At 63.7% G+C, this 26,777-nt stretch carries 21 protein-coding genes; 14 read left to right on the top strand and 7 right to left on the bottom strand.

Annotated features, from left to right (window positions below; translation table 11 throughout):
- The 3 genes from QZ266_RS01825 to hrcA form a co-directional block, all read right to left on the bottom strand.
- A partial coding sequence (locus tag QZ266_RS01825; RefSeq protein WP_367178197.1) for an FMN-binding glutamate synthase family protein occupies positions 1–1,497 on the bottom strand: 1,497 nt, incomplete at its 3' end.
- 106 nt (positions 1,498–1,603) lie between these two features.
- Positions 1,604–2,275, bottom strand: coding sequence for a nucleotide exchange factor GrpE (grpE, locus tag QZ266_RS01820; protein ID WP_295691162.1), 672 nt, complete (start codon positions 2,273–2,275; stop codon positions 1,604–1,606).
- Complete coding sequence (hrcA, locus tag QZ266_RS01815) at positions 2,253–3,332, bottom strand: heat-inducible transcriptional repressor HrcA (RefSeq protein ID WP_295691159.1); 1,080 nt, start codon at positions 3,330–3,332, stop codon at positions 2,253–2,255. The genes grpE and hrcA overlap by 23 nt, the downstream gene beginning before the upstream one ends.
- 135 nt (positions 3,333–3,467) lie before the next feature.
- On the opposite strand from hrcA, the gene rph reads away from it, so the two are divergent.
- Positions 3,468–4,190, top strand: coding sequence for a ribonuclease PH (gene rph, locus QZ266_RS01810; protein ID WP_295691158.1), 723 nt, complete (start codon positions 3,468–3,470; stop codon positions 4,188–4,190).
- A 175-nt stretch (positions 4,191–4,365) separates the two neighbouring features.
- On the opposite strand, the gene QZ266_RS01805 is transcribed toward rph, so the two are convergent.
- Both QZ266_RS01805 and QZ266_RS01800 read right to left on the bottom strand, forming a co-directional pair.
- The gene (locus QZ266_RS01805) at positions 4,366–4,590 is read right to left on the bottom strand and encodes a helix-turn-helix transcriptional regulator (RefSeq protein WP_295691156.1); all 225 of its coding nucleotides are present in this window, start codon (positions 4,588–4,590) and stop codon (positions 4,366–4,368) included.
- 13 nt (positions 4,591–4,603) lie between these two features.
- The gene (locus QZ266_RS01800; RefSeq protein WP_295691153.1) at positions 4,604–5,158 is read right to left on the bottom strand and encodes a DUF2975 domain-containing protein; all 555 of its coding nucleotides are present in this window, start codon (positions 5,156–5,158) and stop codon (positions 4,604–4,606) included.
- A 382-nt stretch (positions 5,159–5,540) separates the two neighbouring features.
- On the opposite strand from QZ266_RS01800, the gene rdgB reads away from it, so the two are divergent.
- Positions 5,541–6,134, top strand: coding sequence for an RdgB/HAM1 family non-canonical purine NTP pyrophosphatase (gene rdgB, locus QZ266_RS01795; RefSeq protein ID WP_295691151.1), 594 nt, complete (start codon positions 5,541–5,543; stop codon positions 6,132–6,134).
- Positions 6,131–7,300 carry a radical SAM family heme chaperone HemW gene (gene hemW / locus QZ266_RS01790; RefSeq protein ID WP_295691149.1) on the top strand — a complete coding sequence of 390 codons (1,170 nt, stop codon included), beginning with the start codon at positions 6,131–6,133 and terminating at the stop codon, positions 7,298–7,300. The genes rdgB and hemW overlap by 4 nt, the downstream gene beginning before the upstream one ends.
- A gap of 3 nt (positions 7,301–7,303) precedes the next feature.
- Here the strand turns inward: hemW and QZ266_RS01785 are convergent, their stop codons facing one another.
- The gene (locus QZ266_RS01785; protein ID WP_295691147.1) at positions 7,304–8,656 is read right to left on the bottom strand and encodes a penicillin-binding protein activator; all 1,353 of its coding nucleotides are present in this window, start codon (positions 8,654–8,656) and stop codon (positions 7,304–7,306) included.
- Here QZ266_RS01785 and rsmI point away from each other — a divergent pair.
- The 8 genes from rsmI (at position 8,655) to QZ266_RS01745 (ending at position 17,294) form a co-directional block, all read left to right on the top strand.
- Positions 8,655–9,551, top strand: coding sequence for a 16S rRNA (cytidine(1402)-2'-O)-methyltransferase (gene rsmI, locus QZ266_RS01780; protein WP_295691145.1), 897 nt, complete (start codon positions 8,655–8,657; stop codon positions 9,549–9,551). The two genes, QZ266_RS01785 and rsmI, sit on opposite strands and share 2 nt — an antisense overlap.
- Positions 9,548–9,931: a YraN family protein gene (locus QZ266_RS01775; RefSeq protein ID WP_295691142.1), complete on the top strand. Its 384-nt coding sequence runs from the start codon at positions 9,548–9,550 to the stop codon at positions 9,929–9,931. The genes rsmI and QZ266_RS01775 overlap by 4 nt, the downstream gene beginning before the upstream one ends.
- 109 nt (positions 9,932–10,040) lie before the next feature.
- Entirely contained in the window at positions 10,041–10,520 is a 480-nt protein-coding gene (locus QZ266_RS01770; protein WP_295691139.1) for a BON domain-containing protein, read from the top strand.
- Positions 10,480–10,731 carry a hypothetical protein gene (locus QZ266_RS01765; RefSeq protein WP_295691136.1) on the top strand — a complete coding sequence of 84 codons (252 nt, stop codon included), beginning with the start codon at positions 10,480–10,482 and terminating at the stop codon, positions 10,729–10,731. The genes QZ266_RS01770 and QZ266_RS01765 overlap by 41 nt, the downstream gene beginning before the upstream one ends.
- Entirely contained in the window at positions 10,731–11,678 is a 948-nt protein-coding gene (gene gshB / locus QZ266_RS01760) for a glutathione synthase (protein WP_301063268.1), read from the top strand. The genes QZ266_RS01765 and gshB overlap by 1 nt, the downstream gene beginning before the upstream one ends.
- Positions 11,679–11,885: 207 nt before the next feature.
- Complete coding sequence (locus QZ266_RS01755) at positions 11,886–13,424, top strand: YifB family Mg chelatase-like AAA ATPase (RefSeq protein ID WP_295691132.1); 1,539 nt, start codon at positions 11,886–11,888, stop codon at positions 13,422–13,424.
- Positions 13,425–13,658: 234 nt separating this feature from the next.
- Complete coding sequence (locus QZ266_RS01750; RefSeq protein ID WP_295691129.1) at positions 13,659–15,572, top strand: ATP-binding protein; 1,914 nt, start codon at positions 13,659–13,661, stop codon at positions 15,570–15,572.
- Positions 15,573–15,605: 33 nt separating this feature from the next.
- Complete coding sequence (locus QZ266_RS01745) at positions 15,606–17,294, top strand: MFS transporter (RefSeq protein ID WP_295691126.1); 1,689 nt, start codon at positions 15,606–15,608, stop codon at positions 17,292–17,294.
- Between the two features lie 3 nt (positions 17,295–17,297).
- Here QZ266_RS01745 and QZ266_RS01740 read toward each other — a convergent pair whose 3' ends face one another.
- Positions 17,298–19,583: an NADP-dependent malic enzyme gene (locus QZ266_RS01740; protein ID WP_295691124.1), complete on the bottom strand. Its 2,286-nt coding sequence runs from the start codon at positions 19,581–19,583 to the stop codon at positions 17,298–17,300.
- A gap of 99 nt (positions 19,584–19,682) precedes the next feature.
- Between QZ266_RS01740 and mutS the strand changes: the two genes are divergently transcribed.
- Genes mutS through murJ form a run of 3 tightly spaced genes read left to right on the top strand, consistent with a single transcriptional unit; the run spans position 19,683 to position 26,769 of the window.
- Entirely contained in the window at positions 19,683–22,376 is a 2,694-nt protein-coding gene (mutS, locus tag QZ266_RS01735; protein WP_367178196.1) for a DNA mismatch repair protein MutS, read from the top strand.
- A 35-nt stretch (positions 22,377–22,411) separates the two neighbouring features.
- Positions 22,412–25,222, top strand: a complete 2,811-nt coding sequence (locus tag QZ266_RS01730) for a [protein-PII] uridylyltransferase (protein WP_295691118.1) — start codon at positions 22,412–22,414, stop codon at positions 25,220–25,222.
- Positions 25,223–25,224: 2 nt separating this feature from the next.
- Positions 25,225–26,769, top strand: coding sequence for a murein biosynthesis integral membrane protein MurJ (murJ, locus tag QZ266_RS01725; protein WP_295691117.1), 1,545 nt, complete (start codon positions 25,225–25,227; stop codon positions 26,767–26,769).
- The last annotated feature ends 8 nt before the right edge of the window (positions 26,770–26,777 follow it).

The raw sequence follows: 26,777 nt of genomic DNA, 5'->3' as shown, positions 1-26,777 counted from the left end.
GTTCGGTGTGTCGTCATCCGGCAGGAAGTCCAGAGCCGTCATGGGCAGTGAACGCCCGCTGGTCTGTACGATACGGACATGCTTGCGACCAAGCCGGCGCGGCTCCGGCACGCCGCAGGAATGGGCGATCATTTCGACATGCTTGCGCACCGTGTCGGCATAGACTGCGACCCGTTCGGCCTTGTCGCGCACAACAAGGCCGCGCTGGAGGCTCTTCTTGTGGGTGGTGACGCCGGTCGGGCAGGTGTTCTGGTGGCACTTCAGCGCCTGGATACAGCCCAGCGAGAACATGAAGCCTCGGCCGCACTGGATGAAGTCGGCGCCGGCAGCCAGCGCCCAGGCGACGGAACCTGGCGTCAGCAATTTGCCCGAGGCGATGATGCGGACCCGGTCTTTCAGCCCGTAGCGCTCGAATATCGTCACGGCTATGGGCAGGCTTTCGCGGATTGTCAGGCCGACATTGTCCATCAGCGCCATCGGGGCCGCGCCGGTCCCGCCATCGCCGCTATCGATGGTGAAGAAGTCGGGCGCACTTTGGGGTCCACGCTTCGTTATCTCTTCGCACATCTCCTCGAGCCAGCCATAGGCCCCGATGACGGCCTTGAATCCGACCGGCTTGCCGGTGACTTCGCGGATATGCCCTATCATGTCCAGCAGGCCGCCAATATCGTCGAACTCGGGATGACGATTGGGGGAAATCGATTCCTGGCCAACCGGAATGCCGCGGATTGCCGCAATGTCCCGCGTGACTTTCTCGGCCGGCAGGATGCCGCCCTTGCCCGGTTTGGCGCCCTGCGAGAGTTTGAGCTCGAACATGCGCACCTGTTCGTGCGCGGCCATTTTCCGCAAATTGCTGTCGGACAGGCCGCCTTCCGCGTTGCGGACGCCGTATTTCGCGGTGCCAATCTGGAAAACGATGTCGCAACCGCCCTCCAGATGCATGGGCGACAAGCCGCCCTCACCGGTATTCATCCAGATCCCGGCCTTCGCCGCGCCGCGTGACAGGGCACGCACGGCCGGCTTCGACAGTGCGCCATAACTCATGCCGGAAATATTGAAGAATGAGGGCGCGTCATAGGGGGTACGGGCCTGTGGGCCGATCCGCATGGGACGGGTTTCAGCGGCATGGTCGTCGAGCAGGGGAAAGGGGCAATTGACGAAAATTGCCGTGCCCGGCTTGTCCAGCGGCTTGGTGGAGCCGAAAGGAATGGTCCCGCCCTTGCCCTCTGAGGACCGGTAGACCCAGTCCCGTTCCGCCCGGTTGAAGGGCAATTCCTCGCGGTCCATGGCGAAGAAGTATTGCCGGAAGAACTCCCCCAGCGTCGTGAAGAGTGAGCGAAAGCGTCCGAATAGCGGATAATTCCGGCGCACCGCATCCCGGGTCTGGGTGATGTCCGCCACATACATGAAGAAGCCGATCAGAACGGCCAGGCCCACGGCGAGGATGAAAGCCTGGGTCAGGATGTTCATCGCATCCATGGCCCAACTCGGTAGCATCGACATTGTCACCTCCCACGCGCGCGCGCCGCATCATGCCCCGTGAAGACGGCCGAGGCGAGCGTCGGGTTGTGGGCCATCGCAAATGTGAATGGTTGTGAGCCTGTCAGGCCTTCACGTCGACATTGCCACCGGAACCGCCAGATGCGTCGCCGTCGCCTGCGGCCGGGCCGGAAGACACCGCGACCATGGCAGCGCGCAGTGTGCGGTCTGCAATCACAAAACCGGTCTGCATGACATGGGCGATCTTGCCAGCGCCGTGGTCCGACGGGATTTGCGCGACGGCCTGGTGTTTGTGCGGATCGAATGTGTCACCCGGCTGCGGGTCGACCTTCTTCACGCCGTGGCGCTCCATCTTGGAGATCAGCGCCTTCTCGGTCATGGCAACGCCTTCGACCAGGTTTTTCACCGAATCCGGCACGTCGGCGAGCGCGGCTTCGTCGGCCGAGGCCATGGCCCGGGCGAGATTGTCGGACACGTCGAGCATGTCCTTGGCAAAGCTGGATACGGCATAGCTCCGGGCATCGGCCACGTCGCGGGTGGCCCGCTTGCGGGCATTGTCCGCTTCAGCCAGTGCGCGCATCAGCTTGTCGCGCATGGAATCGAGTTCGGCGGTCAGTTTGAGGACCGGGTCCAGTTCGACTTCCGCCTCTGTCTCACTGTCGCTGCCGGCAGCGGTCGCGGAGTTCACGGTCTCGTCTTCCGGGGTTTCGGTTTCGCTCTGCGGCTTGTTCTCTGTGTCGCTCATCTTGTCTTCACTCTCGCGATCGCGCGCCATCCAGTATCTGTCCGACCACACGGGCCGTGTAGTCGACGAGGGGGATAACACGGGCATAGTTCAAACGGGTGGGCCCAATTACACCCAGCGCCCCGATGATTTCCTGTTCGGCATTCATATAGGGAGCCACGATCACACTGGAACCCGAAAGACTGAAAAGCGGGTTCTCGGCGCCAATGAAGAGCCGCACGCCCTGGGCGTCGCGGGCCTTGTCCAGCAGGGTGATCAGCTCCTCCTTGCGTTCGATGTCGTCGAACAGAAGCCGGATGCGTTCCAGATCGCTGGCCGCTTCCAGGCTTTCCAGAAGCCGGGCCTGGCCCCGCACGATCAGCGAGCGCTCCTGCCCCTTGCCACCGCTCCAGTCCGCCAAACCCTGTGTAACGAGGCCCTCGGCCGCGCTGTCGAGGGCGGACCGGCGCTCTGCGATCTCGGTCTCGATGGCCTTGCGGGCATCGCTCAGCGTGCGGCCTTTCAGGCGCGTTGAGAGGTAATTGCCGGCCTCGATCAGCGCCGCCGGCGGAATTCCGTCCGGAGACCGCATGAGACGGTTTTCGACACTGCCATCCTCGAAAACGAGGACTGCCAGCATCTCCACAGCCGACAGCGGGACAAATTCGACATGCCGCAAGGGCGCTTCGCGCTTGGAGGTGACAACGAGGCCCGCCCCGCCCGCCAGTCCGCCCAGCAGCGACGTCGCCTCGGTCAGCAAGTCCTGGGTCGAGCGCCCGGAGACCGAGACCTGACCTTCAATGGCCCGCCGCTCATCCGCCGATAATTCGCCCACTTGCAGCAAACCGTCCACGAACAGGCGCAAACCGGCATGGGTCGGCATGCGGCCGGCGCTTGAATGCGGCGCACTCAACAAGCCCAGATCGGCGAGATCGGCCATGGTGTTGCGGATGGACGCCGGTGACAGGGACAGATTGCCTGTCTGTGACAGGGTGCGGGAACCGACCGGATCGCCCGAGCGCAGATAGGCTTCCACGATCTCGCGAAAGATCGTGCGCATCCGGTCGTCCAGCGCGGCCAGGGCCGATTGCGGTGCGGCAGGTATCATGGTTCTTCAATTAATCGCGCCCGCCCTCCTGTTCAATGCGCAAGACATTTGGGGGTTGTAGCGGCCAGCTCGCTTGAAGCCCGGCGGCAACGCCGCTAGGAGCGGTGGCAGGAAACACCGAGACCGGAGAGACATATGAGACCGAATGGACGCGCCCGCGACGCAATGCGGGAAATCAGCCTGGAAGCCGGCGCCTCGGTCTATGCGGAAGGCTCCTGCCTGGCCCGCTTTGGCGGCACGCATGTCCTGTGTACCGCGTCGGTGGAAGAAAATGTCCCGCCCTGGCTGCGTGGCGGCGGCAAGGGCTGGGTGACAGCGGAATATGGCATGCTGCCCCGCGCGACGCACACGCGCTCGCGCCGCGAGGCAACCGCGGGAAAACAGTCCGGCCGGACCCAGGAAATCCAGCGTCTGATTGGTCGCTCCCTGCGCGCCGTGGTCGACTTGAAAGCCCTCGGCGAGCGCCAGATCACGATTGATTGTGACGTCCTGCAGGCTGATGGCGGCACACGCACAGCCGCGATCACCGGCGCCTGGGTCGCCCTGAAACAGGCCATTGGATACCTGATCGAGGAAGGTGTTCTCAAAGAGGACCCGGTCCACGGCCAGCTTGCCGCCATCTCCTGCGGCGTCATTGACGGCGAAACCCGTCTGGATCTCGAATATGAAGAAGATCGCCGGGCCGAGGCCGATGCCAACTTTGTTCTGACGGATAAAGGCGGTATCGTCGAAATTCAGGCGACGGCAGAAGACAAGCCGATCCCGGAAACTGATTTTGACGAATTATTCGTCCTGGCCAAATTGGGTGTCTCGCAGCTTTGCGAAGCGCAATTGGCAGCCTTGGCCTCGCGCGACTGAGCGCATCGGGTCGGCTGTACAGGTCGGAACGGATAGGAAGAACAGACGGCGGGGGCGCGCTGGGGGGCTGGAAACGGCCCGCACGGCCTCTTTGGGAAGGGGCTACCGTGCAGGCCCACCCCCGCCGTCTGTCCCGTCGGCACAAAGGCCGGCGGTCTTGTGGTGACGATCGCGCCTACTCGGCAGCGTCCTCGTCCTCATCATCAAAACTCAACAGGTCGCCAGGCTGACAACCCAGTTCGCGGCAGAGCGCTTCCAGGGTCGAGAAGCGGACGGCCTTGGCCTTGCCTGTCTTGAGAATGGACAGGTTGGCCATGGTGATACCGACACGGTCGCAGAGTTCGGTCAGCGACATGCGGCGCTCTAGGAGCATGCGATCAAGAGTGACGCGAATGGGCATGGTGTGCGTCTCCCTAAATCGTCAATTTTTGTTCTTGGCGCATTCGTGCGCCTTCGCGGAACACTTCCGCCAGGACCAGGAGTGCCGCCACGGCAAACCAGGCCCCAAGATCGAAGCTGGCAAACTTGTTGATTTCCACGCCGCCGACCACGGGGGCATCCGTGTGCAACAATGTCAGCACCATCGCGACGGCTCCCTGGGCCATGTAGCGCAGCACCTGGAATACCGCGATTGCAATCGCGATCATCCGAAGGTGACCCGCATTTTCCGGGACGAAGGGGTCTCCGGCGACCAGGGTCGCAAAAATACGACGAAGCCGATCATTCACGACCAGGAACGCGATGATATGTGCGATCAGGATCGGGTATGCGCCGCCATAATCTCTGATTGCCTGAAACAAGTCAGTCAGGAAATTGGGCGAATACCCCAGCCAATCCATCAGCAGGGTTGCGCCAGTAGCGATCAGTACGAGGGCTGCAAAGCCCAACAGACCCCAGGCTAGATACCAGAGGATATCCAGTACCACTTTCAGCACGGATACCAATGATCCGCTGCCCAGTGTCTTCATGACCGCCCCTTCCCTTTTAGGCGTCGCACGCGAGATCCGCGGACTTTATTCCGATCCGTCGGATCTCACGCGACTTTTTCCATCATGCCGTAACCGGAGCAATGGCGTAGAACGCGCCGGCGGCAACCGAAACCAGCAATACCAGATTGATGGCGATAGAGCCGACCATCTGCATGCCTGAATTTTTGGACCTGACCATTTTACTGTTTCCTTTGTCTTGTATCTGACCAATTACCGTTGTCATTCATGTTGTTCGGACGACGTTTCCCGTCCTTGTTGTTTATCGATAAACACAAAGTTCGGGGCACGCAAGCAGAAAATATCGTTTTTCGATATGAATTTTTCGAAAGGCGATATGAAACCGGGTCGATGAGGGGTCAAAATGAGCCAGGAAACCTGGGTGATCGCGAGCCATAATGCGGGCAAGATCAAGGAGATGGAGCAGATTCTGGCCCCGTTCGGAATCGCCCTGAAGAGCGCTGGCGACCTTGATCTGCCTGAACCCGATGAAACCGAGACGACATTCCGCGGTAATGCTGCGTTGAAGGCCCGGGCGGCGTGCGAGGCCACGGGATTGCCTTGTCTGGCTGATGATTCCGGGCTTGCGGTGGATGCGCTGGGCGGTGATCCGGGGATTTACTCCGCGCGCTGGGCCGGCGAGCCGCGTGACTTCACGCGCGCCATGCAGCGCGTCGAGGACGCATTGACCGCGATCGGCGCATCCGACCGCACGGCCCGCTTCGTCTGCACGATCGCACTCGCCAGGCCGGGAGGGGCTGTGAGCTTCTTTGAGGGTGAGGTTGTCGGCGATATCGTCTGGCCACCCCGCGGACCGGGCGGGTTTGGCTATGACCCGGTCTTCCAGCCGCATGGTCATGACCGGACATTCGGGGAGATGAGTGCAGACGAGAAGCGCAAGATCAGCCACCGGGCTCGGGCACTTGATGCCATGACCCGGGCCGAGTTCGCCTCTTGACCCGACAACCCGATACCGGGCTGGGTCGTGCGCTGGGGCTCTATCTTCACTGGCCCTATTGCGCGCGCATCTGTCCGTATTGCGATTTCAACGTCTACCGCCCGAAAGGCGATGACGACGCGCTTCTGGACGCCATCTTGATGGATATGGCGGATTGGCGCGTGCGGACGGGCGATCGTCAGCTTGCCAGTCTTCACCTGGGTGGCGGTACACCGTCCTTGATGACTCCGGCCGCTGTGGCGCGTGTCCTCGAGGCTGCGGACCGGCTCTGGGGTTTCGCGCCGGATATTGAAATCGGGCTGGAAGCCAATCCGAATGACCAGGCTCGCTTTGCCGGTCTCGCTGAAGCCGGCATCAAACGCCTGTCCCTGGGGGTTCAGAGCTTTGATGACGCTGTCCTGCGGAAGCTGGGTCGCGATCATGACGGGTCGGAAGCGCGCTTGGCGATTGATGCGGCATTGGCGGCATTTGATCGAGTTTCCGTCGACATGATCTATGCCTGGGCAGGTCAGGACCTGGCGGCCTGGTCCGTTGACCTGGGTGAGGCATTGGCGACTGGTGCCGGCCATGTTTCGGCCTACCAGCTCACAATTGAAGCCGGTACTGCATTCGGCAAGCGGAGCGAGCGAGGCGAGACGCTCGCAGTCGATGGGGACAGCGCAGCCGATCTTTATGAGGCAACCCAATCCCAGTGTGAGGCTGCGGGATTTGCGGCCTATGAAATATCCAATCATGCGCGAACGCCGCAGGACCGCTCAACGCATAACCGTGTCTATTGGGAAGGCGGGGACTGGATTGGTGTTGGTCCCGGCGCCCATGGCCGTCTGGGCCAATCCGTCAATGGGGGGCGCCATGCCACGACCGCCTGCCGACGCCCTGTCGATTACATCCGCGCGATTCAGGAGACCGGGTCGGGCATCGCTCGCGATGGCATGGAGCGTCTGACACCACAGGACGACCTCGTCGAGCGGGCCTTCCTTGGCCTGCGCATCATTGATGGGCTGGACCTCGCCCATCTCTCAGCCAGTACGGGGTGCGAGCTCGATGCACACGGGATCGCGCAGATGATCGATACCGGCATGCTCGAACAGGACGGATCGCGGCTGCGCCTGAGCGCCAGCGGGCGCCTGCTGGCTGACCGGGTTACGCGTGAAATCCTGCCTTGATGCCTAGAAGGCGTCTTCAGGCTCGAAAGTCAGCGGAGCCGGCTCAATTTCCCGCAGGCCGCGCGAGCGCATCTCATAGATGGCCAGGCCGCGTTCGATCAGACCGGTTTCGCGGAACCGAAAAAGCCCGTCAGCGCCCAGGAAGCCCTGGTCTTCCTCGATCGCTTCGCGGGTAAAGCCGCGCTCACCGCCATCGAGATGCGCGGCCAGGCTCATCGCGTCATAGGCGAGGCTGGCAATCCGCGAGGGTTCGCTGCCGAAATTGGTCTCATAGGCCGTCTCGAAGGCCGTGCGTGCATCCAGATCCGGGCCGGCGAACCAGCCGCCATGCAAGGCCGGTTCACGCAGCAGGTCCGGATCATTCCACAAACCGGTGCCGAGAAAACGCACAACAAGCGGGTCGACGGCCTGCGAGATCAGGAGTGGGCCCAGAGATCGCAGTCGAGTCCCGCCTTCCGGCAGAATGACTGCCTGGAAGGGCGCTTCCGGGTCCGGAACCCAATCTTGCTGACGCAATTCGTCGGCTTCTTCCGGGGTCAGCGGCTCGAAGACGCCCTCGGCGAGACGCGCGGAGGCGCGGGCCATCGCTTCGACATCGCCGGTATAAAAACTCTCCGCGGCGACATATCCGCCGGTCAGAGCCGCATTGTTCTCAAGAGCCGAATAGACCGCCATGCCATAGCGGTTCTGCGGCCCCAGATAGGCAAAGCGTTCGACGCCCTGCCGCGTCGCATATTCGACGATCCGGGCGACTTCCAATTCCGGCGGGAAGCTCATCAGATAGACGCCGTCACCGGCGACGGCCGTGTCAGTTGTGAAGGCAATAACCGGGACATCGGCCTGACGGGCAACCTGTCCGGCCGCCTCGACGGCTGGGCCAAAAAGCGGGCCGACAATGATATCGGCACCGTCCTCGACAGCCGCCAGCGCCGCGGAACGGGCGCCCTGCGGCGTGCCTTGCGTGTCTTTCGGGATCAGCAGCAAATTGCCGCTGCCGCGCTCGAACAATGCCAGCTCGGCGGCCCGCAAAAGGCGCAGGGCTTCCGAACGGGCACCGGAATTATCGGCCGAGAAGGGCAGGAGGACCGCGACGCGGGCAATGTCCCGGTCGGCCATATGCGGCGGCATGAGGCCGACTGCGACAGGTTCTTCGACGGGTTCCGGCTCTTGCTCGACAGGCTCCTCGATCACCGGTGCCGGCGGTATGATCACGGGCTGGGGCGGCGGTGCCGTCTGTGTTGTGCCGCACGCGGCCAGGGTTCCGACGAGGCCGATGACAGCGAGGCAGCGCGCCGCCCGGCTTTGTGCCAAAGTGTCGAGTGACAGGGCGATACGCGATTTGAAGACTGGAAGCATGACCGAAACATCCCGGGAAATTCAGGGCGAAGCTATCCGCCACGGCGGCAAGGGGCAAGCGCTCGGACCGGGCCTCTATCTTGTTTCAACGCCAATCGGCAATCTGCGCGACATCACCTTGCGGGCGCTGGACGTTCTGGGCGGTGTCGATCGCGTCCTCGCGGAGGATACCCGGGTCACGCGACGTCTGCTCGATGCCTATGATCTGCGGGTCGAACTCACCGCCTATCACGATCATAATGGCGAGCGCGTCAGGCCGGGCATTCTCGCCGATCTGCGTGAGGGTGCGCGCATTGCCCTGGTCTCGGATGCGGGAACGCCGCTGGTTTCGGATCCGGGCTACAAGCTGGCGCGCGAGGCCATCGCTGAAAGTGTTCCGGTGACGGCCATTCCCGGCGCGTCTGCAGTCCTCGCAGCCCTCACGATCGCGGGACTTCCGACCGATTGCTTCACCTTTGCCGGCTTCCCGCCGCAAAAGACCGGTCCGCGCGAAGCCTGGCTGGAGCCCTTTCGTCATGTCCCGGGCAGTCTTGTCTTCTATGAGGGCGTCTCGCGCCTCCCCGCAATGCTGGCCAGTCTCGCCACGATACTGGGCGATCGCCCGGCCGCGGTCTGCCGTGAGCTGACCAAACTGCATGAAGAGGCCCGGCGCGGCAGCCTGTCTGAACTCGCGGCGCACTATGCCGAGACGGGCCCGCCGCGTGGCGAAGTCGTGATTGTGGTCGGACCGCCGGCTGCGGATGACTGGGATGCCGGGCGGATCGATGCAGCGCTGCGGGCCGCGCTCGAGGACATGCGGGTCAAGGAGGCGGCCAGCCATGTCGCGGAGGCGTCTGGCTGGTCCCGGCGCGATGTCTATGCCCGGGCCCTCACGCTCAAGGGCGAGGGCCGGTGAGCCGGGCGCGGCGGCAGGCGGAAGCCCGCGGCCGATGGGCTGAATGGCTGGCCATGGGCTGGCTCCTCTGCAAGGGCTACCACTTGCTGGATCACCGCGCCCGTACTGCGGCGGGGGAGATAGACCTGGTTGCCCGGCGCGGTGAATATCTTGTTTTCATTGAAGTGAAGGCGCGCTCATCCGTGCAGGCTGCGCTGGATTCAATCGGGTCACGCCAGCGGGGCCGGATCACGCGCGCGGCCTCGATCTGGCGGGCGCGCCGTCCGGATCTGCAGTCTTTGCATCTGCGTTATGACCTGATGCTGGTGGTACCCGGGCGCTTGCCCCAGCACCGCCGCGCGGCCTGGGTGCCGGGCGATGGCGCCCGCGACCTGCTTTGACAGCGCGGCGTCCATCCTTCCTGCTTGGCCCGGGCGCCGCGACTTGTCATGGTAGGGCGTCTGCAAATGACTAAGCTGGGACGCGGGCGATTCGACAGGAGTTTCGTGCATGGCTGACCGACTTTCCACGCTATCCATCTTGCTTTTTGCCGGCGTCGCCGGACTGGTCCCGGCGGCCTGTAGTTCGGTGGGATCGATTAATGACGAACGATCGATCGGGCGCCAGCTCGATGACACCAATGCGTCGGTCTCGATCAAGTCCGCCATGCTTCGTTCCGAAGGCTTTGCGCTGGACGGGGTCGATGTCGAGGTAACCGAAGGTATCGCGCTCCTCACCGGGCGGGTGCCACGAGAGGATGACCGGCTGATGGCGGAATGCCTGGCCTGGTCGTCTGTCGCGGTCCGCAATGTCGCCAATGAGATCCAGGTCGGCACTGATCAGGGCTTCCGTGATCGGGCCCGCGACGCCGAGATCACGGCGCGCGTGAATGGCCGACTGATTTCCGACCGGGCTGTCCGCTCCATCAATTTCAACGTCGAAACCCGAAATGGCCGACTATTTGCTGGGAGTTGCCCGCAATCGCGGTGAACTCGAGCGGGCGAGTTCCCACGCCTCCCTTGTGGAAGGCGTGCAGGACGTCGTTTCTTATGTTCGCATCTCCGGCGTGCCGACCAATTTGCCGGCCCGCGGCGAGCGCCGCGCGGAAGCGTGTGCGGGCGAGGCCAATCCCGGGGTTGAATCCGGTGCCGGCATGACTAACTCCGGTCCGCAATTGCTGGGTGGACCGGAGACAAGATGATGGCATGGCGTGTTGCGGTCCAGATGGACCCGATCGAGACGGTCAATGTGGACGAGGACACGACTTTCGCCCTGATGGAAGAAGCCCAGGCGCGTGGCGCCGAGCTCTTCGTTTACCATCCGGACCAGCTGGCCTGGAATGAGGGACGGATCGAGGCGCGGGCGCGCCCGGTCAAGGTTCGTCACGTCCAGGGCGAGCATGCCGAGCTGGGCGAAGCGCGTGTGCTTGACCTGCGGCGCGATATTGATGTCGTCCTGATGCGTCAGGACCCACCTTTCGACATGGCCTACCAGACAGCGGCGCATCTTCTGGAAATGCTCAAGGGTGAAACACTGGTCCTCAATGACCCCTTCTGGGTGCGTTCGAGCCCGGAAAAACTCCTGCCGCTGCTCTATCCGGAGATCATACCGCCGACCCTGATCACACGCGATCTTCCGGCTTTGACCCGTTTCAGGGACACGCATCAGGACATCATCATCAAGCCGCTTTACGGCAATGGCGGTGCCGGGGTGTTTCGGCTCAAGCCGGGCGACGGCAATTTCTCCGCCTTGCTCGAAACCTTCTTTGCGCAATCGCGCGAGCCTGTCATTGCCCAGGCTTTCCTGCCGGACGTGTCTGCCGGCGACAAGCGTGTGCTGATCATTGATGGTGAGCCGGTTGGCGCGATTAATCGCGTGCCGCAGACCGGCGAGACCCGGTCCAACATGCATGTTGGCGGCGTCGCCGAGGCCTCGGACCTGTCCGATAGCGATATGCGGATTTGTGACGCGATTGCACCGGTTCTCAAGGAGCGCGATCTCGTCCTGGTCGGGATCGATGTGATCGGCGACCGCCTGACGGAGATCAATGTGACGTCCCCGACGGGCGTCCAGGAATTGAAGCGCTTTTCCGGCATCGATGCCTGTGCTGCGTTCTGGGATGCAGTGGCGCGTCGCATCGGAAACTGATCCGCACACCCTTGACGTGCATGTTTTACTCGTACATGGTTTGTTCCTGTTTTGATCCGGGTGCGGGTCGACCTGTGGAAAACCCAATGATGCCGGATGGTTAACGGTATCGTATTTTTCCGCTACCAGACGGCCCCGATCGGAGGTCGGGGCGCGACACAGGCCAAGCCCTGTGATTCAAATCCCCGGTAAGCCGGGAGATTTGTTGTGGCAGCACGAACAAGCTCTGTCGCCTTCCAGGGAGCCGAGGCTCGACTTGTGGATGTGCAGGTTCAGGTTGCGGGCGGGTCGCAGCCGATATTTTCGATCGTCGGGCTCGCTGACAAGGCCGTCGCCGAAAGTCGCGAGCGCGTCCGCGCCGCCTTCTCGGCGCTGGGGTTGTCCTTGCCGTCCAAGCGCCTGATCGTCAATCTCGCCCCGGCTGACCAACCCAAGGAGGGCTCGCATTTCGACCTGCCAATCGCAATCGGAGTCCTGGCGGAACTCGATGTCCTGCCCAAGGATGTGGCAGAGGATTATCTGGCCTTCGGGGAGTTGGGCGCCGATGCGCGAATCCGGTCGGCCCCGGGTGCCCTGCCGGCGGCCGTCGCCGCTCACGGGGCCGGACGCGCGCTGATATGCCCGGAAGGCTGCGGCCCTGAAGCCGCCTGGGCCGGCGGAGACCTGGCCATTCTGGCGCCGGCAACGCTGATCCAGCTCATCAATCACTTCAAGGGCAGTCAGGTCCTCGATCGACCGGCGCCGGGCGAGTTAATTGAAGCGGGCCCACAGGTCGACCTGCGGCAGGTCAAGGGTCAGGAAGGGGCCAAGCGCGCGCTCGAGATCGCGGCAGCGGGACATCACAATTTGCTCATGGTCGGGCCACCCGGTTCCGGAAAATCGATGCTGGCGGAACGCTTGCCCGGCCTGCTGCCGCCGCTGACCGCGCCGGAATTGCTCGATGTGTCGATGATCCACTCGGTTGCCGGGCTTCTGGAGCGCGGTCGGCTGACCCGCAACCGGCCGTTCCGGGCGCCTCATCACTCGGCGTCGATGGCGGCGATGGTCGGTGGAGGGAGTCGGGCCAAGCCTGGCGAAGCCTCGCTGGCACATCGCGGCGTGCTGTTTCTCGATGAATTGCCGGAATTCCACCCGCAAGTGCTCGATAGTCTTCGTCAGCCTCTCGAGACCGGCTCCATCACCGTGGCCCGGGCCAATGCCCATGTCGTCTATCCAGCCCGGTTCCAGCTCGTAGCGGCGATGAATCCGTGCCGTTGCGGTGGAGGCGGAAGCGACGGGGCGAGCTGTCGTCGCGGAGAACGCTGTGCCATTGACTATCAGGCCCGGATCTCCGGACCGATGCTGGACCGGATCGACCTGCAGATACAGGTGCCACCGGTCACGCCAGCGGACCTCGCCTTGCCGCCCCCCATCGAGGGGACCGCCGAGGCGGCAGCCCGGGTTGCGACGGCCCGGGAGGCTCAGGCCGAGCGCGGTTCGCTCAACGCTCACCTTCCGACCGATCAGCTTGATCATGTCGCGGCGCCGGACCGGGCTGGCGAAATCCTCCTGCATGAGGCGGCCATGCAACAATCCCTGACCGCCCGCTCCTATCACCGGATCATGCGCGTGGCGCGAACGATTGCCGATCTGGACGGCCAGGAGGCGGTGCGTCGGCTCCATATCGCTGAAGCCCTGTCCTGCCGCCGTGGCCTCAATCGAGGAGCGCCGCGCACCGTAGCGCGGGCCGGCAGCCTGTCGCGCTAGGGCCGGCCTGCAAAGGGCGGCAATCCTCGCGCCGGCCGGCCGAGACCCGGTGTGACCGGTCCGCCCCGGCCGCCCGGGCTCATCGTCGGGAACGCTGCGATCGGACTGGCGCAGTCAGCGCGCCGGCCAAGCTTGGCTCTGCATGCCCGGGCATTGCGAGCGCCATGCTCCGATGACGACGCTTCATTAACCCCGATCGGCTAGAAAACAGGCAGACAAAGCCGAGGGTGGATCGTGGTCGACGAGCCGGACAATCGACACAATGCAGCGGACCCGCCAGGGCCCGACGGTGTCGCGCGTCCCGACGCCCGCAATGCGGACCCCTTCGCCTCACCCCATGAAGCAAGCCTGGACGATTTGCTGCTCACGGCCCTCGATGCCGCCGGAGAGCTTATTCTGGTTCGCGGCTTCGGCGGCCGGGTCATGTATGTGAATGCAGCCTTCTTGAAGGCGTTCGGCGGCGACCGTTCGGACTGGGTCGGGCGCTGGTTCTCGGTCGCGCCCCCTGTGACCACACAGGATTCACGCCGTTATGAAATGCTCATGCGGACGCGCGACGGGCCGATCTGGATCGAGTGGGATGAGCGTCTCCTTCCCGAAAGCGCGGGCGTGATCTCGGTCGGGCGCGATGTCACCGGCCGCCGTGAGGCGCATGAGGACCTGGAAGCATCCCAGCGCGCCAAATCCCTCTTTTTCGCCGCTGTAACCCATGAATTGCGGACGCCTCTGGCTGGAGCGCTGGGTGTGTCGCGCCTGCTGGAAGCCACCGCCCTCAAGCCGGATCAGGCCGATTATGTCCGGTCAATCGCAGCCTCGGCGGATCACGCCCTTGCCATGGTCGATGATATTCTCGACCTGTCGCGCCTCGAAGCGGGCCGCCTCGAATTGCGCCCGGAAGCTGTCGATGTCGCGGACCTGGTCCGCGAAACGGTCGAGCTGGCCGCGCCGCGTGCCCAAGAAAAAGGGCTCGAGATCGGTGTCGTGCACGCTCATGGCGCGCCGGCCCGGATCATGGGCGATTCCGCCCGGCTCAAACAGATCCTCTACAACCTCATCGGCAATGCCGTGAAATTCACTGCCAAGGGCGGCGTTCGAGTGGACATCACCAACGCGCCGGACAGTGAAGGACGGGACCGCCTGGCTCTGGCTGTCAGTGACACCGGCCCGGGTATTTCCGAGGCCGACCAGGAAACCCTGTTTGAACATTTCGAACGGGGCGCTGCCGAGCGCAATGGTGCGGAAAGCGGAGCCGGGCTCGGCCTGGCCATGGTCCGCCGCCTCGCCGATGCGATGAATAGCGCCATGGGCGTTGAAAGCCGTCTGGGTGATGGCGCGAAATTCTGGTTGATCTTCGATCTCCCGGTCCTCGCCCTTCGTACCGCCCTGCCCATGCAGGGGCGTGAGATTGCTGTGGCAAGCGATAACGCCACGCTCAGGCAATGCCTTCACGATCAACTCGAGGCAATGGGCGCTGCGGCGCAGATAATCGAAAGCCCGGACACACTCGACCTGGCGCGTGATCGGGACCTCCTCTGCGACGCCGACTGGGCGATGGCGGCCGAGACAGCCCGTATCTGGCAGCTTGTCACGCCGGCCGAGAAAGCCCAGCGCGGAGATCTTGTGGCCGACGGGCCGACCAACTGGCTTGTGAAACCGGTCCGGGCGGCGACGCTTGCAGCGCAATTGACCGGGGCTTCAACCGGCGATGGCGGGGCACAGGCCAGCGCGGCTTCAAGCGCGGCCCCTGCATTCCAGCCCGATGTGTCCGGCCTTCACCTCCTTGTCGCCGAGGATGATCCGGTGAATGCGCTGATCGCGCGCAAATGCCTTGAAGGGCTTGGCGTCCGCGTGACCCCGGTTTCACGGGGAGATGAGGCGCTCGAGGCGCTCACTTCACAGGCATTTGATGCGGCCTTGCTGGATCAGCGCATGCCCGGGATGGATGGGCCCGAGATTGCTCGCGCGGCCCGCGCCGCGGGTCTCGGCCTGCCGCTAATCGCGTTGACTGCCAATGATTCCGAAGCCGATCGCACGCTCTGCCTCGGTGCGGGCATGGATGAATTTCTCACCAAGCCGCTCGATACCGATCAACTCGCCGCCAGCCTCACCCGCTTGTGCCGCCCCGGAAACCGCGCCAGCATGGGCTGACGGTTTTTCAAGCACAATCGGGGAGTTGCGATAATGGCCGAGGCGACAGAGACGAAGCGCTCACTATTTTCGGCGCTCGCGGCGATGGGTCGCGACAAATCCCTCGCGGCCATGCTGTTGCTCGGCCTCGGAGCTGGTCTGCCCTACGCCGTTCTGACCGGCACGTTGAATGCCTGGTTTACCGAGGAAAATGTCGATGTCTCGACCATCGGCGTCCTCTCCTGGATCGGCCTCGCCTACGCCTTCAAGTTTCTCTGGTCTCCGGCGCTTCATCGCTCCCGCCTGCCCTTTTTCGACAAGCTGGGCCAGCGACGTGGCTGGATGCTGGGATTCCAGGTTGTCATCATGCTCGCCATGGGCACGCTCACCATGGCCGATCCCGGCTCCCAACTGGGCCTTATCACCCTGATGGCGCTACTGGGCGTCGTGGCCTCGGCCAGTCAGGATATCGTGATTGATGCCTGGCGGATCGAGGTGGCGAAGGATGAGGACCACCTCAACAGCCTCTCTGCGCTCTACCAGTTGGGGTATCGTGTATCCGGCTTCCTGGGCGGATTCCTGGCGCTCATCCTGGCTGCGCGGATTGGATGGTCCTTCACCTTCGCGCTGCTGACCCTGATGATGGTGTTCGCAATCATTGGTGTCCTGATCGCGCCGGAATCCCGGCCGGATGGCAATGATGATGCCGACGAGGGCGTCACACTCGGTGCCGGCCTGCCGACCCTGACACGGCGCGCCGCCCTGGGTGTGGTTGTCCTGGGCTGGGGCTGGGCGCTCTGGATGCTGGGCGCCTTCATGGCAGCAACCATCTTGGCGGATGAGCCGCCCAATGCGCGGAATTTCATTCGCGGCTACGGGCCCCTGATTGTCTTTGCGACCGTTATCCTGCCAGCGATTATCTCTGCAGTCCTGCTCTGGCTCGAAGGACGAAGCAAAGCCCCGGTCGAGCTTGACCATTCGCCGGCTGGACGTGTCGCTGACACCCTCCATCGTTTTATTCTCGAACCGCTGATGGACATTATCGGCCGGCTCAAATGGGCGGCACCGTTGGTGCTGCTTCTCATCCTGTCCTACCGCTTCACCGACCTTGTCTGGGGCTCGTTCGCCTACCCGTTCTATCTGGGCACAAATTACGGGGCGATGGCGTACACGATGGATGACGTCGCGGTCGCGTCGAAATTCGTCGGCGTGATCATGACCATTGCCGGTGTTGGCCTGGGCGGGCTGGCCCTCAAGGCTTTCGGGCGGATGAGCTGCCTGATAGCCGGCGCCATCATGGCGGCGGCAACCAATCTCCTGTTCTGGGATCTGACAACCGGCGCCACCTATGTCGGTGGTTTCCTGTCCTTCACCCGGCTCGACGATTTTATGGCGCTCTTCCAAATCAATGAGCGGCTCGGCTGGCTGGTCGCGGCGATCGCGGGAGAGAACCTGGCGGTCGGCTTTGCCAGCGTGGTCTTCGTTGCCTATCTCTCGGCGATCGTGAATCCGCGCTACGCAGCGGTCCAGTATGCGTTGATGGCGTCGCTGACGATGTTGATCGGCACGCTGGGGCGCGGCGCGCTGGGCGAGCTGATTGAAGAGCGCGGCTTTGCCTACGTCTTCATCCTGACGGCGCTCCTGGGGCTTGTGGCCGTCGCCGCATCCATCGGTGAAGCCCTGCGGACCCGGTTTGCGCCGGAAAAACCGGCTGCGGGCAGTGCGGACAGCGGAGCGAGCTGAGCCTTATTCGGCCAGCCCGCTTTCCACATCATGCTTGTCCGGGTCGTAGGCGGCCAGGGCTGCGAGGGTGGTGATCTCCGAGACCGAGGCGCCTAGACGCGCGATCTGTACGGGCTTTTCGACCCCGACCAGCATCGGCCCGATCACGGTCGCGCCGCCGGCCATGCGCAGGAGCTTGGTCGCGATCGAGGCGGAGTGGATGGCCGGCATGACGAGCACATTCGCCGGGCCCTTGAGGCGCGAGAACGGGTAGAGGAAGCGGTGTGACGGGTCGAGCGCCACATCGACATTCATCTCGCCCTCGTATTCGAAGTCCACACCCCGCTCGTCGAGGATCTGTACCGCGCGGCGCAGCTTGTCGGAGCGGTCGCCGGACGGATTGCCGAAAGTCGAATAGGACAGGAAGGCGACGCGCGGGGTGAAGCCGAAGCCCTTGGCAGCCGCCGCCGTTTCCATGGCGATGTCGGCCAAGGCGTTCTCGTCGGGGAATTCGGCGATATTGGTGTCGGCGATGAAGAGGGTCCGGTTCTTGGCCAGGGCGATAGACATGCCCATGACACGTTGACCCTCCGCCGGATCGAGGACCTGTGAGATATCGCCCAACGCTGCCCCGTAGGAGCGTGTTGTGCCGGTGACCATGCCGTCGGCATCGCCCAGCTTGACCATGCAGGCAGAGAAGACATTACGGTCATTATTGACGAGGCGCTGCACGTCTCGCTTGAGATAACCTTGGCGTTGCAGGCGCTTGTACAGGAAGTCGGAATAATCGGCATTGCGGTCCGACAGGCGCGCATTGACGATCTCGATCGAGTCTTCCGGTACACCGACGAGGCGCATGTTCGCGCGCGTGATTTCCTCTCGCCCGACCAGAACGGCCTTGCCGAGCTCCTGGTTCTGGAATGCGTAGGCCGCGCGGATCACTGACGGCTCCTCGCCTTCGGCGAAGACGATGCGACGGCCATGCCCCATGACGGCGCCCTGGATCCGCTGCAGAAGTGCAGCTGTCGGGTCAAGACGGCGGGCCAGGGAGGCGCGGTAGGCGGCCATGTCGGGAATCGGCTTGCGGGCGACGCCGGTATCCATCGCGGCCTGGGCGACATAAGGCGGGACATAGGAGATCAGGCGCGGATCAAACGGCGAGGGAATGATGTAGTTGCGGCCAAAGGTCGGGCGGGCCCCGTGATAGGCAGCGGCGACTTCATCCGGCACATCTTCCTTGGCCAGGGCGGCCAGCGCCCGGGCCGCGGCGATCTTCATGTCTTCATTGATCGTTCTGGCCCGAACATCCAGAGCACCACGGAAGATATAGGGGAAGCCGAGAACATTATTGACCTGGTTGGGGTAGTCGGACCGGCCGGTGGCGACGATGGCATCCTCGCGTACGGCCCGGGCATCTTCCGGCGAAATTTCCGGGTCCGGATTGGCCATGGCGAAGATGATCGGGTCCCTGGCCATGGTCTTGACCATGTCCTGGGTCAGCGCGCCAGCCACGGACAGGCCGAGGAAGCAATCCGCGCCGTCAACCGCTTCGGCAAGCGAACGCTTGTCAGTCCGGATGGCGTGGGCCGCCTTCCACTGGTTGAGATTGTCGCGCTCGGTATGGATGACGCCCTTGCTGTCACACAGGATGGCATTGTCGGGATGGACCCCCATTGCCTTGAGCAGTTCGAGCACCGCGATGCCGGCAGCCCCGGCGCCATTGACGACAACGGTCAGGTCCTCGAGGCGGCGATCCGTCAGCTCGCAGGCATTGATGATGCCCGCGGCCGAGATGATGGCTGTGCCGTGCTGGTCATCGTGGAAGACGGGCACATCGAGCAGTTCGCGCAAGCGCTGTTCGACGATGAAGCTTTCCGGTGCCTTGATGTCTTCCAGATTGATGCCACCGAATGTATTGCCGATGCGCTTGACGCATTCGATGAATTGTTCGGCATCCTCTTCCTCGACCTCGATATCGATGGCGTCGATATCGGCGAAGCGTTTGAACAGGACCGCCTTGCCCTCCATCACCGGCTTGGACGCCATGGCGCCAAGATTGCCGAGGCCGAGAATGGCGGTGCCGTTGGAGATCACGGCGACCATGTTTCCCTTGGAGGTGTAGTCGTAAACCTTGTCAGGCTCTGCCGCGATTGCCTTGACCGGAGCGGCGACGCCCGGGCTGTAGGCGAGCGAGAGATCACGCTGCGTGGCCATCGGCTTGGTCGGGGACAGGGCCAGCTTGCCGGGAACGGGATCCTTGTGGAAGGCGAGGGCTTCCTCGTCGTCGACGTGGCTGGTTCTGTCGTTCATCACCGTTGTCCTTGTATACTCTGAAGTCCCGGGTCTTACAGCGCTCTAGCCGCTTCGCACCCTTGCACGCAAGGCGAAACCTCGCCACCGTCTGCGCCGATGAATGCCATGTCGACCCTCCCTGTCCCGCGCGACCGCACCTTCCCGACCCCGGAAGGGGCGACGCCGATGATGCAGCAATTCCTGGAGTTGCGAAGTCAGGCTCCGGCGGATGCCCTGCTTTTCTACCGCATGGGCGATTTCTACGAGCTCTTCTTTGATGATGCCGTGCGCGCGTCGGCTGCGCTGGACATCGCCCTGACCAAGCGCGGCGAACACCAGGGTGAACCGATCGCGATGTGCGGGGTGCCGGCGGCCACGGCGGAAGCCTATCTGGCGCGCCTGATCAAGGCCGGTTTCAAGGTCGCGGTCGGTGAGCAGATGGAAGACCCCAAGGCCGCCAAGGCGCGCGGGGGCTCGAAGGCTGTGGTGAAGCGAGCGATCACCCGGATCGTCACACCAGGCACATTGACCGAAGACACCCTGCTTGACCCGCGGTCGTCCAACCGTATTGCGGCATTGGCGCATTTGCCGACGGGCGAGGCGGCGCTCGCCTGGGCCGATGTTTCGACCGGTGATTTCAGGGTCTCGCCGGTGGCACCGGACAATATGGCCGCCGAGATCGCGGCCTTGAGCCCGGCCGAGCTTCTTGTCGAGGAGCGCGCCTTTGCCGAAGCCGCCGGTCTCGCGCCGCGGGCGACGCTGACCCCTTTGCCGAAGGCCAAATTCGATCCGGCTTCAGCCGAGCGCCAGCTGAAGGACCAGTTCAGGGTCCAGGAATTGACGGCGTACGGGAGTTTCTCCAGGGCGGAGTGTGCGGCGCTTGGCGCCTTGCTCGACTATCTTGCGCTGTCCCAGGCGGGGGCGCCGGCCAAGCTCGCCCCGCCGCTTCAGATACAAGCCGGGGCAAGCCTCGCCATTGATCCCGCGACCCGCGCCAGCCTTGAGATCGACCGCACCTTGTCAGGGGCACGTCAGGGGTCGTTGCTGGACGCGATCGATCGTACGGTAACCGCGCCGGGCGCTCGTCGCCTGGCCGAGCGCCTCGCCCGTCCGGTGACGGATGTCGCGGTGATCGAAGCGCGACTGGATGCCATTGCCTGGTTCGAACGTGGTCGGGCCGAGCGTCGCGACTTGCGCGAACGCCTGCGCCAGGCAGGTGATGCAGAGCGCGCCCTGTCACGCCTGCTCCTCGGACGCGGCGGACCGCGTGACCTCAAAGCCCTGGCGGCGGCGTTGCAGGAAGGCGAGATCATTGCCGCCCGCCTGCTCGACAAGACGCTGGACACGCCGCCCGCCCTGGTCGCAGACGGGCTGACCGCGCTGGTCCTCAGTGACAAGCCCGAGCTGGCCCGGTTGGTCGCTGATCTCGAACGGGCGATTGTCGATGAGCCGCCGCTTCTTGCTCGCGATGGTGGTTTTATCGCCGAGCGCTGGCAGGCTGAACTGGATGAATTGAGACAGCTGCGCGATGCCTCCCGGCGCGTCGTGGCCGGGCTCCAGCAGACCTATGCCGAGGCCGTCGGTGTTAGCGCGCTGAAGGTCAAGCATAACAATGTGTTGGGATATTTCGTCGAGGTCACGGCGAAGCATGGCGATGCCCTGATGGGGGATGAGCGCTTCATTCACCGTCAAACCATGGCCAATGCGGTGCGCTTTTCAACCACTGAGCTGGCCGAGCTGGAAGCAAGGATCGCATCCGCCGGCGACCGGGCCCAGGCCATGGAGCTGGACGCCTTTTCCGGACTGCGCGACCGTGTGGAACTCGTCGCGGATCAGATCCGCGGAGCGGCGCAGGCTCTGGCCGATTTTGACGTTTCGGCGGGTCTGGCCGAATGGGCCGAGGAAAGCGAGGCCTGCCGCCCGATCGTATCAGATGACAGCACGTTCCGCGTCGAGAGCGGACGGCATCCGGTTGTCGAGCGCGCGTTGGCCAAGGCCGGCGATGGCCGGTTCACACCGAATGACTGTCATCTCGACGGCGCCGGGATGGACGCCGCACGCCTGACTTTTGTGACCGGGCCAAACATGGCGGGTAAATCGACCTTCCTGCGCCAGAATGCCCTCATCCTGATGCTGGCCCAGTCGGGCTGTTATGTCCCGGCGCGCGCGGCCCGTATCGGGATCGCTGACAGGCTTTATTCCCGGGTCGGAGCTGCGGATGATCTGGCGCGGGGCCGATCAACCTTCATGGCCGAGATGATCGAGACGGCCGCTATTCTCAACCAGGCCACGCCGCGCAGCTTTGTCATCCTGGATGAGATCGGGCGCGGGACTGCGACCTTTGATGGTCTGTCAATCGCCTGGGCCGCGGCAGAACACCTGCATGCCGTGAATGGATGTCGGGCGCTTTTCGCCACGCATTATCACGAGCTGACGCGCCTCGCAGACGATCTCGACGCGGCCGGCAATGTGTCCCTGAAAGCGCGTGAGTGGAAGGGGGAGCTGGTCTTCCTGCATGAGGTCGGGGCCGGTGCCGCAGATCGCTCCTACGGGATTGAAGTGGCCCGCCGTGCCGGTCTGCCGCGGGTCGCGGTCAAGCGCGCCAAGGCGATTCTCGAGCGCCTGGAAGCCGATGGGACCCCGGCAGCGGCGCTGCACGATCTGCCCCTCTTCGCGACAGCCGAACCGGAAGTGGAGCCTTATGTGTCGGAGATTGAAACCCGTCTCGAACAGATCGATCCGGACGCCCTGACACCCCGCGAGGCACTTGATGTGCTCTACGCGCTCAAAACCCTTATGAAGAAGACGTGACGCCGGCCCGGGCGTTGAACTAGATTGGCGCCATCATGACGATGCCCGTTCTCCCCGCTTCGCTGGATGGTCTGCAATTGCGGGCCCAACTGGCTTCCGCCCTGTCTCAACAGGGCTGGGACTCGCCGGCTGCGCGGGCGGCGGCCCTGTTGCATGTGCGCGCTTCGATCGACCGCTTCCGCAAACAGGCTTTTGCGAGCCTGTCCGGCGCGGGTGGTGGCGCGGTCGCGGCCCATCTTCTGTGCGACGGCATGAGTGCCTGCCTCCACGCCCTGTTCGATTCCATGGCGGCGGCGGACGAGACAGGCTCGGCCGGGGTCGCCCTGTGCGCCCAGGGCGGATTTGGTGCCGGTGAACTGGCACCGTCCTCTGATATCGACCTGATGTTGATCAAGCCGGACGGGGCAAGCGAGGAAACGGATGCCTTCCTGCAGCAATTCCTCTATGCGCTCTGGGACCTCAAGATCGATGTTGGCGGCGGGGCCTGCCGCACCATGGATGAGACAATCGAGCTGACCAGCGAGGATGCCTCGGAGCGCACGGCCCTGCTTTCCCTGCGTCATCTTGCGGGAGATGAGACAGCAACCGCAGCCCTGGCCCAGCGCTTCCGCGATGAAGTCGTGGCCGGCGATTTGCCCGGTTTCGTGGAGGCCAAGCTCAAGGAACGTGATGCCCGGATCGAGAAAGCGGGGCGTTCACGCTACACAGTCGAGCCCAATCTCAAATCGGGCAAGGGAGGGCTTCGGGACCTCCAGCTCATGCGCTGGCTGGCACAATTCCTTTATGGCGCTGATGCTTTCGAGCGCTGGGTCGGTAGTCGCTTGCTGTCTGTCGAGGATGTCTCGAAATATATTCTCGCGGACGATTTCCTCTGGACCGTGCGCTTCCACTTGCACGAGATTGCCGGCGGCAAGGATGAGCGGCTGACCTTTGATGTCCAGCCGGAGATCGCGGCTCGCATGGGGTTTGAGGATGGCGAGACCGAGAACGGGGTCGAGCGCTTCATGCGGCGCTATTTCCGCACGGCTATGGATGTCGGCGCCTTGACGCGCCTCGTCTGTGCCAAGCTGGAAGCCGACGCCTGGAAATCCAAGCCGAAGGGCCTCGCCCGCTTTCTACCGCCTGGCATGGATGCGGCTGAAGAGGCCGATGTCGGGGAGTTCATAGTGCGCGAGGGGCGGCTTGATTTTGCCCATGCCACCCAGATCCGCGAAGATCCGATCCGCCTGATGCGCTTTTTCCATGTGGCTGCATCGCGGCGCCTGGACCTGCATCCCGAAGCGGTTGCCAGGATCGGCCGCACCCTGCACCTGATTGATGATGATTTTCGCCGGGCGCCGCGGGCCGCGCGAGCCTTCTTTGCTGTCTTGCTGGACAGCGCGGCCCCGATGGCGGTTCTGCGCATGATGACCGAGGCCGGTGTGCTCGGGCGCTATGTGCCGGAGTTTGGCGATATTGTCGCGCGCACCCAGTTCAACATGTATCACCGCTACACGGTTGATGAGCATACCCTGCAGGCGCTGGGACTGTTGCGTGAGATCGAGGACGGCCTCCATCCGCTTGACCACCCGCTCGTGACCCGTCTGGCGCCCCTGGTCCAGAACCGGCGCGCCCTGCACCTGGCTGTTCTGTTGCACGATACCGGCAAGGGAGCCGGTGATCAGTGCATCGAGGGCGCCGCCCGGGCCATGACGGCTTGCGAACGCATGGGGCTGGGCGAGGCCGAGACCGAGCTCGTTTCCTGGCTGATCGCCAACCATCTCCTGATGAGTGATACCGCCCAGCGCCGCGATCTGTCTGATCCGCAAACCGTCGCGGATTTTGCTGCGGCTATCGGAACGGTTGAACGCCTGCGCCTTCTGACCGTCCTGACCGTGGTTGATATCCGCTCCGTCGGGCCGGGTGTGTGGAATGGCTGGAAGGGCCAATTGATCCGCGAGCTCTACGCGGCAACCGAACAAGTCCTGTCCAGTGAGGGTGATAATCTCCAGCTGGCGCGCGAAACGCTCGCCGACAAGGCCGAGCTGGCGCGCAAGCGGATCAGACCGCGTCTGGAACGGGTCAATCCGGCCTTTGCCGCCTGGTGGGCTTCCGAGCTCAATGACGCCTATTGGACAGCCTTCTCGGAGGAGGATCGTTTTCGCCATGCCGCCTTTGTGCGCCATGCCCGCGACGCCGGACGCCAGACGTCCGCAGCCGTGCGCGTGGATCGGCGGCGGGCGGCTACAGAGGTGATGATCTGGTCGCCGGACCGCGCGCGTGTCTTCGCCGATATCGTCGCCGCCTTTGCCGAGGTCGGGGCCGATGTTGTCGGGGCGACAATCAACACCACGGCGTCCGAGCAGGTGTTCGACATTTTCTATATCCAGGATGCCGCCGGGCAACCCTATGGTCGGCTCGACGCCCTGCAGCGTCAGGCCTTGGTTGAATATCTCCGTGAAGTCGCGACCGGTGAAATCACGGTCCGGCGCCGCGATGCCGCCCCGCTCAAGCGGCGCGACGCGGCTTTCCGGGTGACACCGAGCGTGACCATTTCCAATGAACTTGCCGAGCAGGCGACCGTGATCGAGGCCTCCGGCCGGGACCGACCGGGACTGTTGGCGGATCTGGCCGATATCCTCGCCGACGAACATCTGGCCCTCACATCCGCCCAGATTGATGGCTATGGCGAACGCGCGACGGACGTGTTCTACGTCACCCATCGCGGCGCCAAGCTGGAGGATGAGGCAATTGCCGAGCGAATTCGCAGCGGCCTGCTCGCCGTGTTCTCCGAAAGCGAGACCGCTTTTGACAAGACGGCTGCGCAACGGGGTATCGCCCGGGCGCGGGCCAGCGTGTTGAGGTAGCCATGCGCTTGCTGCGTTCTACTGCCGTTGTCGGCGTGCTGACCATGGCGAGCCGTGTGCTGGGCCTTGTTCGGGAAATGCTTTTGGCCGCCGCCCTGGGTGCGGGAGCGGTAACTGACATATTCCTGACAGCCTTCCAATTCCCCAATCTTTTCAGGCGAATATTTGCGGAGGGCGCGTTCAATTCGGCGTTCGTCCCGCTTTATGCGGGCAAGCTCGAGGGCGGTCAGCCGGACGAAGCCATCCTGTTTGCACGCCAGGTCATGTCGGTCCTTCTGACCGCAATGTTCGTGCTGGTCGTGGCCGCGCAATTGCTGATGCCCTGGCTGATGTATGCGCTGGGGCCGGGTTTCGTCGGAGAGCCCGACAAGCTCGACCTGGCGGTTCTCCTGACCCAGATCACCATGCCTTACCTGTTGATGATGTCCCTGAGCGCCATGCTTAGCGGCGTGCTCAACTCGCATGGCCGCTTTGCGGTGGCGGCAGCGGCGCCAGTGCTTTTGAACCTGACCCTGATCGGCATTCTCTATCTATCGCCGGCTGAGGGCGAAGACCTTGCCCTGCATCTTTCGATCGGGATCAGCCTGTCGGGCATTGCGCAGCTGGTTTGGCTGTTCGCCGCCTGCCGCGCGACCGGTTTGCGGCTCACCTTGACCTTGCCCCGTCTTTCGCCCGGCGTGCGACGCCTGATTGTGCTTGGGGTTCCCGGCGCAGTCGCGGCCGGCGTGACACAGATCAATATTCTGGTGACATCCTCCATCGCGACAACCGAATTGAGCGCGCGGTCCTGGCTGTATTATGCGGATCGACTCTATCAACTACCCTTGGGCGTAGTGGGCATCGCGATGGGCGTGGTTCTTCTGCCGACCCTCAGCAGTCGTGTGCGGGCCGGGGCCGTTGAGGCAGCCTCGAACGCGATGAATCGCGCGCTGGAGATTGCGATGGCACTGACACTGCCCGCTGCAACGGCGCTGGCTGTCATCCCCGTCTTCATCGCAACCGGCATATATCAACGTGACGAGTTCACGCCGCAGGATGCGATCATGGTGGGGCAAGCCCTGGTCCCCTTTGCCATTGGCCTTCCCGCCTTCGTGCTGATCAAGGTCCTGTCGCCCGGCTTCTTCGCCCGTGGGGACACGTTGACACCGATGAAGTTCGCGGGTGTTGGCGTGGTCGTGAACCTGGTTGTTGGTCTCGCCCTTTTCTTTGGGCCGCTTGGCTTTGCGGGCCTGGCTATCGCGACCGCCCTGGCTGGTTGGGTCAACACCATCCTTCTCGCGGTTACCTTGCATCGGCGCGGCCTGCTGGAACCAGATGCCCGCCTGCTCGGCAAAGTGCCGCGCATTCTCGGTGCTTGCGCCATCATGGCCGCCTTCCTTTTCGCAGCAGACCAATATGCGGACCTGGTCAGGCCCTATCTGTTTGATTCCACGCTACTCACCTTGCTCCTGGTCTGTGGCGCCGGCCTGGTTGTCTATGGCCTTGCGGCGCTGCTGACCGGTGCCTTGCGCCCGTCCGAGGTGCGTGCCGCGCTCAAGCGCTCTTGAGACCCGGC

This window comes from uncultured Maricaulis sp. (assembly GCF_905480005.1).
Taxonomy (GTDB): Bacteria; Pseudomonadota; Alphaproteobacteria; order Caulobacterales; family Maricaulaceae; genus Maricaulis.
This window is presented reverse-complemented; position numbering and strand designations above follow the sequence as displayed.

Excerpts from the sequence above, each read along its gene's own strand:
- grpE (WP_295691162.1), bottom strand. The coding sequence starts at position 2,275 with ATGGCGCGCGATCGCGAGAGTGAAGACAAGATGAGCGACACAGAGAAC.
- hrcA (WP_295691159.1), bottom strand. The coding sequence starts at position 3,332 with ATGATACCTGCCGCACCGCAATCGGCCCTGGCCGCGCTGGACGACCGG.
- rph (WP_295691158.1), top strand. The coding sequence starts at position 3,468 with ATGAGACCGAATGGACGCGCCCGCGACGCAATGCGGGAAATCAGCCTG.
- QZ266_RS01805 (WP_295691156.1), bottom strand. The coding sequence starts at position 4,590 with ATGCCCATTCGCGTCACTCTTGATCGCATGCTCCTAGAGCGCCGCATG.
- QZ266_RS01800 (WP_295691153.1), bottom strand. The coding sequence starts at position 5,158 with ATGAAGACACTGGGCAGCGGATCATTGGTATCCGTGCTGAAAGTGGTA.
- rdgB (WP_295691151.1), top strand. The coding sequence starts at position 5,541 with ATGAGCCAGGAAACCTGGGTGATCGCGAGCCATAATGCGGGCAAGATC.
- rsmI (WP_295691145.1), top strand. The coding sequence starts at position 8,655 with ATGACCGAAACATCCCGGGAAATTCAGGGCGAAGCTATCCGCCACGGC.
- QZ266_RS01785 (WP_295691147.1), bottom strand. The coding sequence starts at position 8,656 with ATGCTTCCAGTCTTCAAATCGCGTATCGCCCTGTCACTCGACACTTTG.
- QZ266_RS01770 (WP_295691139.1), top strand. The coding sequence starts at position 10,041 with ATGGCTGACCGACTTTCCACGCTATCCATCTTGCTTTTTGCCGGCGTC.
- QZ266_RS01765 (WP_295691136.1), top strand. The coding sequence starts at position 10,480 with ATGGCCGACTATTTGCTGGGAGTTGCCCGCAATCGCGGTGAACTCGAG.
- gshB (WP_301063268.1), top strand. The coding sequence starts at position 10,731 with ATGGCATGGCGTGTTGCGGTCCAGATGGACCCGATCGAGACGGTCAAT.
- QZ266_RS01745 (WP_295691126.1), top strand. The coding sequence starts at position 15,606 with ATGGCCGAGGCGACAGAGACGAAGCGCTCACTATTTTCGGCGCTCGCG.
- QZ266_RS01740 (WP_295691124.1), bottom strand. The coding sequence starts at position 19,583 with ATGAACGACAGAACCAGCCACGTCGACGACGAGGAAGCCCTCGCCTTC.
- mutS (WP_367178196.1), top strand. The coding sequence starts at position 19,683 with ATGAATGCCATGTCGACCCTCCCTGTCCCGCGCGACCGCACCTTCCCG.
- QZ266_RS01730 (WP_295691118.1), top strand. The coding sequence starts at position 22,412 with ATGACGATGCCCGTTCTCCCCGCTTCGCTGGATGGTCTGCAATTGCGG.
- murJ (WP_295691117.1), top strand. The coding sequence starts at position 25,225 with ATGCGCTTGCTGCGTTCTACTGCCGTTGTCGGCGTGCTGACCATGGCG.